The following is an 11363-nucleotide window of genomic DNA, read 5'->3' as shown; positions in this document are numbered from 1 at the left end:
AGTGCCTCTCGAGAAAAGGGATGCGGCTAAAGAGAAGGAGTGCGGCTTAAAGAGCTAGTCGTGGACTCTAGACGAAGGGGTGGCGGAGGTCCGGACGGTTCTCCATGCAGGCGGGGCAGCGCGCGATGCGGCTGAGCTGTTGCTTGATGACTTCCAGTCGGTCTGTGTCCAAGCGAATGAACTCGCCCTCCAAGTAGCTGCCTTCGCGCAGCGCATCCTGGACTACGGACAAGGTGAGGTATCCGGCCACGAGCTGCGCCAAGAACAGCGGCATCTTGTGTTCGGGGGCTTGTCCTTCTTCAGGCTGGAACTTGGAGTACATGTGGTCCACGCGCAAGGAACGGCCGGACTCGTCGAGGACGTCGTAGTCGTGGAAGCAGCCGGTGTGCTCGGGGTCGTAGAGCGGTCCAACAATTGCTTCCGGTCCGTCCACGTAGGCGGCGTGCCAGCGAGTCTTGGTGGTCAACGCGTACTCGTTGACGTCAAAGAAGAAGCCCAAGTTCGGGGTGTCCGCTACCGCGATGATGAAATCTGGGTCATCCGAAATCTCACTCACGGAGCTCAAGGACGTGAACTGAACCGAAGGAAGCGCGTCCTGAAGAGAGCGGGCTACCTCTTGCGCCAGCACGCCTTCGCCGATGATCGCGTAGGTGCCGGTCACCTCTTCAACGGGGCGGCCGAGACCAGCTACCAAGAAGGCGTAGCGCAGTTGCGATTGCGGGACCAAGACGCCGTTCTCGGCGAGTTCGCGAGCCAAGATCTGTTCGTGCTCGGTGCTGAGGGACTCAACGGCGTACGGCTCGTGGAAGAGTTCCACGAGGTTGCCGAGCACGCCGTTTGCTTCGGGATCAGTGAAGCGTTGGGTGCTGCGGCCGCGGGAGCCGTGGCGAACAATCACTTCATCGTTGGACGCGCGAATGACCTTCAACGCGGGGTTCAGGACCAGGCCTTCGCCAAGGTCAGGGGAGTGCTCAACGTGGGGTTCAACGGTCAAAGTCATGAGAAGTTTTCCTTTACGTCACGAGTAGCGGGGTTGGTTGAAGTGAGTAACTGTCTAGATCTGAGAAGTCGCGGGAGCCTGTGACTGATCGAAAGAGCGTCGTTGGATCGCAGCGGCACCGGCGGCAATCATGAGCGCCACACTGGTGACCAGCGCGACCGTGGACCACGCGGTGTACTGCTGAACTAGCAAAGAGGACACTGCGCTCCAACCGGTGACGATGCCCAACACCAGGCTGGATAAGTGGCCCACCAGCATGTTCCTGCCACTCATGAACAAAGAAGAAAGCAAGAATGCGAGTGCAAAGAGGAACGTGGGCAACGGCAGCGGCGGGATCTGTGCGTTCCAGTTCATGAGCCCGGCCCCGAAGGACATGCCCATCATGAACGTCTTAGCAACAAGAAGGATGCAGGTAGCGATCGCCCAGGTTTTGTTGGGTTGTTTCATGAAAAGTAGTTCCTCTCTTTACGGGTATGGCAGTGGCTCAGTGGTGAGCTCTTCGTAGGTGAGCCGTTCGTTGCTCAGGCCCAACCGCTGCGGAAGCTCGTAGTAGCGGTAGTGGCCCAGCATCATGAGGTTCGGTGGGAACGCGGGCACCATCTCCGGGATGAAGACCTTCTTGAGCTTCACGTTGTTGAAGTTGCTCGGCGTGAAGTCAAAAGCGATCGGTGTCAGCTCCGCCGTCCGGCAGATCTCCAGAATGGATTCCAACTCGGAGACATCGTCCGTCGGTTTGCTGTTCGGTAGTTCGGAGAGCTTGACCACGGGCTGATCGGTCGCTCGCAGGTACCAGTCCAAGGTCTTCTGGTTTTCCGCGTACCCGTAGAACGGGACCACCTGAATGAAGTTGGTGAAGTCGCTCGCGGTGGCGTCTCGGTTGATGCCGAAGAGCCGTTTGAAGCCCTGAACCACGCGCCAGGACGGCGCGATTTCTGGGGTGCGCACCATGCGTTCGGACTGAATGAGCTCGGCGATCGCACTGCGGACCGCGGACTCCGCGTCCATGCCCACGCCACCGCCGGCGAGGTAGCCGTTCTCGTCGAGGCTGTCCTCGACGGAGATCGCGGTGACCACCACAACCCCCGGGATATCCGTGCGGTGCGCGTAAAAGTCCACGTTGATGCCGGCGCGCTCGGCGCTTTCCATCCACCGCCGGATGGCAGGGTCCTTGAACTCGCGATCTATCTCCACCCGCTGGGGCAGCACCTTGGTAAACCAACTCAAGTTGGCGGCGTCGCGCTCAATAATCTCCAAAATTCCGTGCGAGAGCGCACGCTCATCATTCAGGTGCGTCGCGAGACCGCCGGAGGAGGAAACACCGATGCGCGCTTCGCCGTGCTCGCGGAAGTAGAAGAGGTGCACCAGCTGTGCAGGCACCCAATATTCTTCGCCCGTGAGCAAGTTGGTGCCCGGGATCCAGTGCATCTTGCTCTCGGCGTTCCAGGCCTCGCACAAGAACCCGTCGATTTCGAGCTGCTGCTCGGCGAACATCGGGTATTGCTCGGGTCCCACGTACTTGCGTCCCATCGCCTCGAGTTCCGTGGCGGAGCCAAACCATTGCGCCGAGAGGTTGTCTTGCGTAATGCAAGAGAAGGAGCCGAGCATGCGCTCAATCGCCTCACCCAAAGACGAGAGCACCGAATCCGCGATGGTCAGGCCCTTGCCGCCACCGTAAATGTCCCGGTCCAAACCGGTGTCCAATCCGGGCAGTCCGATCATCCGACGGAACACGTGGTCCAAGGACATGGGCGTCGCAGAACCCTGGTAACCGTCCACGCCGATGCCTGGGCGTAGCGAAGTCATGACGGTACGGATCTCACCGAACGGGCTGTAGACCTTGAGCATTTCTTGCATCGAGTCGTACTCGGCTCGGGTGGATTTCACCGGAAGCCACGGGACGGACTGGTTGTAGAAGGTGGTTTTGAGGTGGGGCGTGGTGGTTGTCATGAGGCTTTATTCCAATTCTTGAGACCGATCACCAGCAAGAGTGCGGAGACCGCTAGGGTGACAAGGATTTTCCAGACGGATTCCGACGGGAGACCGTGGCCTACGTACACGCTGACCATGGCGTCGAACCAGATTTTGAGCGGATTGAATTCGAGGGCTGTTTTGATGACTTCCGGCAGGCCGTCAATCGGTGCCGCGGCTCCGGAGCCGAAGAACATCACGAAGAAGACGCCGGCGGTGATGGCTTGGATAGCGCGGGGCGAGAACGGCAGGGTGCCGAGGAAGAGACCCCAGGGGCACAGCATGGCGATAAAGCCGAAGAAGAGAATTAAGAACGACGGCGAAATCACTTCGGAGCGCAACCCGAAGGTCACAGCCACGAGTGCCACGATCAACGCCGTAGCGGCGATGACAAGGGCCAAGGTAGAGATCACAAGGGCCGCACCGAACACCCATCCCGGTAGAGGCATGGCACGGTACCGCTTATCCACATCCTTGCTGCGCAGCTCGGCCACATAAATCGGGAGACCCATCAGCAGCAGGTTGGCGCCCACCGTTCCGGCGAGCGACGGGAACATCGCGTCAATGAAGCGGACGCCGTCCCCAATGTCCTCGTTGGCAAACGGGACGCCGATGAAGATGAAAATGACGATCGGGAAGACCAGCGAGAAGAAGATCGCCACGGGCTCCCTTAAGAGGAGCAAGATTTCTTGCGTGGTCCACGTGGTGAGCATGTTCCACGAGCTTCCGGCCCGCGGCAGTTTGCGTTCGGTGGTGGGTGGCACAGTCTGTTGCATGGTCTAGATCTCCCTCCACGAGGTAACAGCGAAAACGTCCTCTAAGCGGATGCGGCCGGAACGAATTTCCGGTCCGGAATCCACCTGAACCAGCTCTTGGCGCAAGCGCTCGAGTCCGTCGGAGGTACCGATCACCAGACTGGTGATACCGGTGCGTCCGTGCTCGAATCCTGATTCTTCAATGACGCGGATCTGCGCGGGGCTGGCATCGTTGATGCGCAATCGCCAGTCGCCGCCCGCGGAGGAAAGGACCTCGTGAGGGGTGCCATGGAGGAGGATGCGTCCCTTGCCCATCACATAGAGCTGGTCGGCAAAGGCTTCTGCTTCTTCCAGGTCATGAGTGGATGCCAGGATTCCGCATCCTGCCCGTGCCCTGGTCCTCAAGAATTCCCACAGCTCCGCCCGGCCTTCTGGATCAACACCGGACGTTGGCTCGTCGAGAAGCAAGAAGCGCGGGCGACCTACACACGCGGCGGCAATGTCTACACGACGCTTGAGTCCGCCAGAAAGCTTGTCCACGGCCTTGTTCCAATGCGCTTGCAAGCCCAGGCTGCCGGCGAGCTCCCAAATGTCGTCCGGTTCCTCGAAGAGAGAGGCGACACTGCCCAGAACCTCTTTGACCTTGATGCGTCCGGGTAATCCGGACTGTTGAAGCTGAACACCCGTGACGATACGGTGCTTGCCAGAGGGAACCACCTCTTCGCCGAGGATGCGGGCCTTACCGCTCGTTGGTCGGCGCAGTCCCACCAAGATTTCCATGCTGGTGGTTTTGCCGGAGCCGTTTGGGCCCACCAGCATGGTGGTGCGTCCGTCGAGGACATCTAGCGAGACACCGTTAACTACGGTGGCGCTGCCGTACGTTTTCACGACGTTGGAGAGTTGGGCGAGGGCGGCCGATGGCGTTTTTGCGCCGTCGTGCAGGAAGGAAGAATCACTGGCCGGGTGATCCGTGAAGGAAGAAGATTGTGCAGGGCGAGAGGTCATGAGGTCTCTTTCAACAGTTGACGCCGCTAACCAGTACTTGACTCGCGAGAGCTAGCAACGCCAACCTTGTTCACTGATGAATCTGACTAGAAATTGAAGATATTTACCCAGCACCAGCAGCAGCACGTGCAGCACCAGCCACCGGGTGCCACAGCAGCTTCGGCAGAGAAGTGCTTCTCTTCAGCCATTGCAATCTTGACCACGGTAAATCCCCCCTCTCAGTTTTCGATGTTCGAATTCGTGAGCCGAACCCGCCGATCATGAGAGCGAACCTCATAGCCCCAAAATGACTAGCTATGAACTACGTCCGCGCTGGTTACGCTACCAACGCGCCGCGGCCAAATAAACGGTTTTTATAAAAGATAGTCCGAAAGTCGCACAGGGTTAGACGAACGTCTAAACGGGGATATCCATCGCGCCTGATGGGTGGCATCTGAAGGGAGTGGATTGTTGAGCCACCTACTTCGCTTCCAGCAATAGATCCTTCTGTGGACTAATTTTCGCCGGAGCAACCACATATCCACACCCCGCCCGCGCTCGATGAAAAGGCGACAAAATACTCGTGTACGTATCTGTGGGCCGTGTCAGAAACGTACCGTTTTTTGGTACGTATTTGGCAGGAGGCAATGCATGACATATCGGCAAGAATTGCGTGAAATGGCGGCCGTTAGTCACGGCGTGGTGACACTTGCAGAGGCTGAAGATGCCGGCATTCCGGCGGTTGAACTGCGCAAACTTGCAGCCCGCGGAGCCTTACGAGCATTTGGGAACGGCGTCTACACGCACCGCGATATCCAGGCTACGTCGTTCACGAAACCCATGATTGCCGTTGCCCTCGCGGGGCGAGATGCGTTCTTGCACCGCGAATCGGTCTTCAAGCTCTTGGAACTACTGCCCGTTGATGTCCCTAAAATTCAAGTTGGCACGAGTCGCCGCGTGCGCAGAGCGCTGCCCGCGTGGATGGAGCTGGAATATCGCACCGATCTGATGGACGACGAGGATGACGTCGACAACATCAATGACAACCTGATCTTCTACCGCGGTGTTCGCTCAACAACCGTGGGGCGAGCGCTCGCAGACGTGCGAAGGGACATGTCAACACTTCAACGGCTAGAGGTGGCTGAACTCGCCATTCGAAATGGATACGTCACCTCGCAGTATTCCGCTAATGGGCCGCTGCTTTAGGTGGCGCGTATCCGCGAAGCAATATATGCGCAATCGCGTATGTCTTGACGTAGCATTGAGACATTGAAGTTCGTCTATGTCTTTAGAGTTGTCTCAGTCTTGGAGTGCGTGGTCATGAAGAATAGCTACCCCGTCGTCGTCATTGGGGCTGGACCCATCGGTCTTGCCGCGGCCGCGCACTTATTGGAACGAAATCTGGACGTTCGCGTGCTCGAGGCTGGCGCCAGCGCAGGCGCGGCCATGCAGGCGTGGGGCCACATCAAGCTCTTCTCCACGTGGCGCTACAACATTGACGCGGCATCGCGCCGACTTTTGGAAACCACCACTGATACTTACACCGCCACGTGGGAGGCTCCCCGCGAGACGAAGCTGCCCGCCGGTGCCGACATGGTCAACGAGTACCTCGCGCCGCTCTCCGAGCATCCCGAACTGGCGCCTCGCATCTCTTACGGTCACCGCGTCACGAACGTGACCCGCGTCCGCGAAGACGGTGGGGGAGTCGATAAGACCCGAACCGGCGGCCGCAAGGAATCCCTGTTCCTCGTGCGCACGCAAACGGAAACCGGAGTTGAGGACATTCTCGCTCGCGCCGTGATCGACGCCTCCGGTACCTGGAATTCTCCGAATCCCGTGGGTCGATCGGGGATTGAGGCAATCGGTGAAGCTGCGGCTCGCGACGCCGGATTCATCACGACGCCGCTGCCGGATCCGTTGGGTGCCGACTTCGACGGGTTCGCGGGTAAGACTGTTTTGGTATTGGGTGCCGGGCACTCGGCTGCGAACACGCTCATCAGTCTGGGCAAGCTACGCCAGAAGCACCCGGAAACTACTATTTACTGGGGCTTGCGCGGAGTCGCGAATCCAGTCCGGCTGTATGGCGGCGGTGCTCTTGACGAGCTCCCCGCACGTGGCCAACTGGGAACGTCACTGCGGAAGTTCGTCGAAAATGGTGACATCGCCATTCTCGAGAACGTATCCGTCACTGCACTTGAGGCTGACGACCGCTTGACGGTCAAGCTCGCCGATGAGCGCACCCTCGACGTCGACCTATTGGTTCCAGCCACCGGCTTCCGGCCCGACCTGCGCATGCTCTCAGAGCTACGCCTGGACATGGACCTCATGGTGGAAGCTCCGCGCGAGCTTGGCCCGCTGATCGACCCCGAGTTCCACAGCTGCGGAACCGTGAAAGCTCACGGCGAGCGAGCGCTTTCCCATCCGGAAACCGACTTCTACATTGTGGGTATGAAGAGCTACGGCCGCGCACCAACGTTCCTCATGGCCACCGGCTACGAGCAGGTCCGATCCATTGTGGCCGCACTCGCAGGCGACCGCGCTGCTGCCGATTCCGTCGAGCTCGAGCTGCCGGCAACAGGCGTGTGCTCGTCAGATCTTGGTGGATCGTGCGATGCCCCGGCCCCCGCGGCCTCTGCCGATGCGGGCGCCTCCGCTGACTCTTGCTGCTCGGCCCCTGAGCCTGCCAGCGAAACTGCAGCTGCGTCGTCGTCCTGCTGCAGTACTCCCGCCCCGCAACCGGTGACGATCGGCTTCGGCCCGCGGGGCTAAGGACCTTTAGCCACACCGAATCTTCGTGAGGCCTCGTCTCTGGAAGCGCTGACGCCCTTCCGGAGACGAGGCCTCAGTTCTTTTCAAAGAATCTTTTCCGCATCTTTTCGCGGATGAAATTCCGGCTACTACTGCCTCCACGGGCTTCGACGTGCGCATTTGCTTCATGGCGGATTGCCATTCACGTGCCCGCAATAGACCGATGGTCTAGATATGTAGAGTCCCAACTGTCGCGACCGATGTCGGGGGAGGGGCTGTGGATACCAAGTTGCAACAATTTTTATAGTAAAAACATACAATTTTTCTAGTGGATCTGGGGTTTGTTTAGCCCACCTCCAGGGCCAACTGGGCCCGACCTCGCCTCAGGTACCTAGGAAATCAACATGCAACAGGCTCAAAGTCCTGCACAACCCCTGACCATTTCACGCCCCACCGTGGGCCGACGTCCAATGATTGGCGCTGGCCTCGCGTGGACGGCAGCGACCATTCTCGCTGCCGGTCCGGCACCCGCATTTGCGGCATCCTCGACGAATCTTGCTGGTCAGTACGTCACTCTGGCTGACACGCAATCGGCCAACACCGACCAGGGAGATACCAACGCGACGACGTGGCCCCACGGCCTCATCACGGACGAAAATCCCGAGTTGAAGCAGGTCGAGTTCCAGCTGGGAATGCAGATGATGATCTTCAACGAGGCCATTCACAACCAGGTCACCTTTGACACGTATAAGAACTGGGTCAGCGGACCCATCACCGTACGTCTGACCTTTGACAACACCGTGTACAAGCTTTTGGACAACCAGTCCACGTGGATTGACTTGCCAGACAACGGCGGATCCGCCTGGACGTGGACCAGCACCTCAACGATCGGCACATGGACCACGTTGACGTTCACGCACAGCCAGATCGCCTACAACGGCAACACACTTGGAGTGGCAACCCAAACGGGCGTGTTCGAGATTCTCTTCGAACTCTTGCGGAATCCCGGCGTTCAGCAGCCGCCAACAATTCAGCCCGCCAATGGCCGCACCGTCACGAATTCCATGCAAATCAACGTGAGCTCTTCATTGCAGGACGTCACGATTCCTTACGTGCAGGAAAACAGTAGCCAGCTGTACTGAGCTAACTTGTTCAGAGCCGCTCCGAACTAAGCACACTCATTGCGGCGGGGCCATGATCGGATATTGATCCGGCCCCGCTTCTTTTGTAGTCAGTGGTCACTTCTTGGTCCGGCTGTCGGTGGATATTTTTTAGTACGACGACGCAGCTTACGTTGGTACTCTAAGGCCATGCGCGTACTGGTCGCCGGTGGGGGAATCGGTGGTTTTGTGCTAGCTCGTTTCGGGTTGCCGCACCTCGCCGGGGTGGCAGCCTTTACGCGCGCCGCCGGCGAAGTGAGCCGGGGGAGCGGCCGATGATTCGGGCGAAGGCGCGGTTGAACGCGGCTTCGGATTGGTAGCCGAGCTCGGCAGCGAGCCTGGCCACGGTCACGTCTTCTTCGAGCAACCGAGAATGCGCGACGTTCATGCGCCAGCGAGTCAGGTAGGCGATCGGCGCTTCACCCACGAGCTCGGTGAAGCGGGAGCTGAACGAAGATCGGGACATGGTCGCTAGCTGCGCCAAACGCTCGAGATTCCACTCGTCGCCTGGATTCTCATGGATTGCTTCGAGCACCCGCCCAACGCGCTCATCGTGAAGGGCGCGGAGCCAGCCGGAGGCTGCGTCGTCGTGCGAGGAAGTGAGCCACGCGCGGATCGCTTGCACCACCAGAATGTCCGCAAGGCGCGTCGCGACAGCTTCGCCGCCGGGTTGCAGGTGGGAGAGCTCACCGGCCATCAGGCGCAACGTATCCCGGATGGTCGACGACGCAGTAAAGGTATCCCCGCCAATAAACAGGACCGCCGGCAGGGTGCGCATGAGCTCGCGGGCCGCGGGATCATCGAACGTCACCACGCCACAGATCAGCTGCGAAGCCCGACCCGAACCGCCGTGCTGCAGCACCGAATAATGCTTGCTCAAATACTTTTGCGGAAGCAGATCCACCCGAGGGCCACTCCGAGCATCGGGGGCGCTCAGCAGGTCATGCCCCAAACCGTGCGGCACCAGCGCGAGGTCTCCCGCGCGCAGCTCGAGCGGCTCAGCGCCCGGCACACGCAGCCAGCATGAACCCGCCGTCACCACATGGAAACTCACCGAGTTCGAGATAGCCGGCATCTCCAACGCCCACGGTTCACCAAGCTCCGCGTGACAGTAAAACGTACTGCGCATCCGCAACGTGTGCAGCACTCGGGCCAGCCGATCCTGCCCTTCGCCGCGTGGTATTCGATCCATGCAGCCATCGTCCCACGGAGACAGCCTAAGAGACCGGAAAAGCTGGACGATCGAGCAAGAACTTCGCACTTTCACACATGGTTCTGCCGCATAGACGCCCGTAACGTCAGAAGCACAGTCACACCGGAAGGACACATCATGTACGTCATCGCAGGAGCAACGGGTCGAGTTGGATCGGCCACGGCAAAGAATTTGTTGGACGCGGGAGCCGAGGTTCGCGTGCTGGTTCGCCGCCCGCAGGACGCTGGAACGTGGGAGGCGCAGGGAGCGCAAGCAAGCGTCGTCGTACTGGAAGACCGGGCCGCGCTGGGGGAGGCGCTCGCCGGAAGTACCGGGTTTTTCGCGCTGTTGCCGTTTGACTTGGGCGCCGATGACCCGGAGGCGCACGCCGACGCGTTGATCGCCTCCATCGCCGAGGCCGTCGCGGATCAGCGCGTGCCGCATGTGGTGGTGCTGTCCTCTGGCGGCGCCGATCTGGCCGAGGGAACCGGGCCCATTGACGGGTTGTATCGGTTGGAGCAGGCGCTTCTTGCCACGGGTGCGAAGGTGACGGCGCTGCGTTCGGGGCACTTCCAGGAGAAGGTCGCCGACGTGATCGACGTTGCCCGCCAGGAGGGCGTGTATCCGGTGTTCGCGGCTTCTGCCGACCAGCCGATTCCGATGGTTGCCACGCAGGATCTGGGCGCGGTCGCAGCCCAAGCGCTGTTGTCACCGCCGGCCAGCAGTGAAGCGGTGGACATCGTGGGGCCTTCGTATTCCGAGCGGGAGGTTGCGAAGATTCTGGGCGATGCCTTGGGGCGCGAGTTGCACGTCGCGACGCTCCCCGAAGAGGCGTGGGCGGATGCGCTCCAGGACGCCGGGTTCCGACCGCACGTTGCCGCGAGTCTCGCGGAGTTGTACCGGGCGGATGAGCGCGGGCTGCTCTTGCCGCGCGGAGACCGTAGCGTCCGAGTGAGCACGCCACTTGAGACGACTATCGGCAAGATGCTGGGGTCCTGATTTTGTCCATGTTTGACCTCATTTTGGTAGTCGCGATCGTCACCAACGGACTGCTCGCTGGGCTGTTCTTCGCCTTCACGTGCGCCATCAGCCCAGCGTTCCGCCGCGTCGACGACGCCACCTACGTCTCAGCGTTCCGTGCCATCAACGCGGCGATCTTGAACGGGTGGTTCCTGACGGTCTTCTTCGTGGCGCCGCTATCGTCGCTTGTCAGTAGCGTTTTTGTTCTCTGGAAGGACGGATCTGCATCTGTGATCCTGGTACTTGCGGGAGCGGTCTGTTCGGCACTGACGTTCGGCATCACGGCGGCCGCGAACGTGCCGCTCAATCGCCTCCTCGAGCAATCGCCCACCGGCACTATTGCGCAACAGACGAATGCGCGGCGTGATTTCGAGGACCGCTGGAACCGGTGGAATCTCGCACGCACGCTCACCAGTAGTGGGACGCTCGCGTTCCTCGCCGCGGCGCTTGCGGGGTAGCGGTTTGTTCGCGGCGTGCGCGTGCCGCTGGCGCGGATTCCAGTACGAGGACGCCGCAGCTTGCGTTGGGTGCCTCAG

Annotated in this window: 11 protein-coding genes; 5 read left to right on the top strand and 6 right to left on the bottom strand. The window is 60.2% G+C overall.

Translation table 11 applies throughout. The features are described 5' to 3' along the window. Positions 1–67 precede the first annotated feature (67 nt). The 5 genes from HD598_RS06515 to HD598_RS06495 are packed head-to-tail and all read right to left on the bottom strand — an operon-like array spanning position 68 to position 4728. A complete protein-coding gene (locus tag HD598_RS06515; protein ID WP_071894330.1) occupies positions 68–1000 on the bottom strand; it encodes a hypothetical protein in 933 nt (310 codons plus the stop codon). A 54-nt stretch (positions 1001–1054) separates the two neighbouring features. Next, positions 1055–1447 (bottom strand): hypothetical protein, encoded by a 393-nt coding sequence (locus HD598_RS06510; protein WP_183664651.1) that lies wholly within the window; start codon positions 1445–1447, stop codon positions 1055–1057. Between the two features lie 18 nt (positions 1448–1465). Beyond that, positions 1466–2947, bottom strand: coding sequence for a YcaO-like family protein (locus HD598_RS06505; protein ID WP_183664649.1), 1482 nt, complete (start codon positions 2945–2947; stop codon positions 1466–1468). Then, positions 2944–3744, bottom strand: coding sequence for an ABC transporter permease (locus HD598_RS06500; RefSeq protein ID WP_071894327.1), 801 nt, complete (start codon positions 3742–3744; stop codon positions 2944–2946). Before HD598_RS06500 ends, HD598_RS06505 begins: the two co-directional genes overlap by 4 nt. Positions 3745–3747: 3 nt before the next feature. After that, positions 3748–4728, bottom strand: a complete 981-nt coding sequence (locus tag HD598_RS06495) for an ABC transporter ATP-binding protein (RefSeq protein ID WP_183664647.1) — start codon at positions 4726–4728, stop codon at positions 3748–3750. Positions 4729–5358: 630 nt separating this feature from the next. On the opposite strand from HD598_RS06495, the gene HD598_RS06490 reads away from it, so the two are divergent. From HD598_RS06490 to HD598_RS06480, 3 genes are all read left to right on the top strand, one after another. Further along, complete coding sequence (locus tag HD598_RS06490) at positions 5359–5913, top strand: type IV toxin-antitoxin system AbiEi family antitoxin domain-containing protein (RefSeq protein WP_071894326.1); 555 nt, start codon at positions 5359–5361, stop codon at positions 5911–5913. A 114-nt stretch (positions 5914–6027) separates the two neighbouring features. After that, complete coding sequence (locus HD598_RS06485; protein ID WP_183664645.1) at positions 6028–7476, top strand: FAD-dependent oxidoreductase; 1449 nt, start codon at positions 6028–6030, stop codon at positions 7474–7476. 383 nt (positions 7477–7859) lie between these two features. Continuing rightward, positions 7860–8597 carry a hypothetical protein gene (locus HD598_RS06480; RefSeq protein WP_183664643.1) on the top strand — a complete coding sequence of 246 codons (738 nt, stop codon included), beginning with the start codon at positions 7860–7862 and terminating at the stop codon, positions 8595–8597. A gap of 253 nt (positions 8598–8850) precedes the next feature. Here the strand turns inward: HD598_RS06480 and HD598_RS06475 are convergent, their stop codons facing one another. After that, positions 8851–9807, bottom strand: a complete 957-nt coding sequence (locus tag HD598_RS06475) for an AraC family transcriptional regulator (RefSeq protein ID WP_183664641.1) — start codon at positions 9805–9807, stop codon at positions 8851–8853. A gap of 138 nt (positions 9808–9945) precedes the next feature. Here HD598_RS06475 and HD598_RS06470 point away from each other — a divergent pair, with 138 nt between their 5' ends. Both HD598_RS06470 and HD598_RS06465 read left to right on the top strand, forming a co-directional pair. Then, complete coding sequence (locus tag HD598_RS06470) at positions 9946–10806, top strand: NmrA family NAD(P)-binding protein (protein ID WP_183664639.1); 861 nt, start codon at positions 9946–9948, stop codon at positions 10804–10806. An 8-nt stretch (positions 10807–10814) separates the two neighbouring features. Further along, positions 10815–11285 carry an anthrone oxygenase family protein gene (locus HD598_RS06465; RefSeq protein ID WP_071894321.1) on the top strand — a complete coding sequence of 157 codons (471 nt, stop codon included), beginning with the start codon at positions 10815–10817 and terminating at the stop codon, positions 11283–11285. Positions 11286–11363: the final 78 nt, after the last annotated feature.

Source organism: Neomicrococcus aestuarii (assembly GCF_014201135.1).
GTDB classification, from domain to species: Bacteria; Actinomycetota; Actinomycetes; order Actinomycetales; family Micrococcaceae; genus Neomicrococcus; species Neomicrococcus aestuarii.
The sequence above is the reverse complement of the archived record's forward strand: the minus strand, read 5'-3'. Positions and strand labels throughout refer to the sequence as shown.

Excerpts from the sequence above, each read along its gene's own strand:
- HD598_RS06515 (WP_071894330.1), bottom strand. The coding sequence starts at position 1,000 with ATGACTTTGACCGTTGAACCCCACGTTGAGCACTCCCCTGACCTTGGC.
- HD598_RS06510 (WP_183664651.1), bottom strand. The coding sequence starts at position 1,447 with ATGAAACAACCCAACAAAACCTGGGCGATCGCTACCTGCATCCTTCTT.
- HD598_RS06505 (WP_183664649.1), bottom strand. The coding sequence starts at position 2,947 with ATGACAACCACCACGCCCCACCTCAAAACCACCTTCTACAACCAGTCC.
- HD598_RS06500 (WP_071894327.1), bottom strand. The coding sequence starts at position 3,744 with ATGCAACAGACTGTGCCACCCACCACCGAACGCAAACTGCCGCGGGCC.
- HD598_RS06495 (WP_183664647.1), bottom strand. The coding sequence starts at position 4,728 with ATGACCTCTCGCCCTGCACAATCTTCTTCCTTCACGGATCACCCGGCC.
- HD598_RS06490 (WP_071894326.1), top strand. The coding sequence starts at position 5,359 with ATGACATATCGGCAAGAATTGCGTGAAATGGCGGCCGTTAGTCACGGC.
- HD598_RS06485 (WP_183664645.1), top strand. The coding sequence starts at position 6,028 with ATGAAGAATAGCTACCCCGTCGTCGTCATTGGGGCTGGACCCATCGGT.
- HD598_RS06480 (WP_183664643.1), top strand. The coding sequence starts at position 7,860 with ATGCAACAGGCTCAAAGTCCTGCACAACCCCTGACCATTTCACGCCCC.
- HD598_RS06475 (WP_183664641.1), bottom strand. The coding sequence starts at position 9,807 with ATGGATCGAATACCACGCGGCGAAGGGCAGGATCGGCTGGCCCGAGTG.
- HD598_RS06470 (WP_183664639.1), top strand. The coding sequence starts at position 9,946 with ATGTACGTCATCGCAGGAGCAACGGGTCGAGTTGGATCGGCCACGGCA.
- HD598_RS06465 (WP_071894321.1), top strand. The coding sequence starts at position 10,815 with ATGTTTGACCTCATTTTGGTAGTCGCGATCGTCACCAACGGACTGCTC.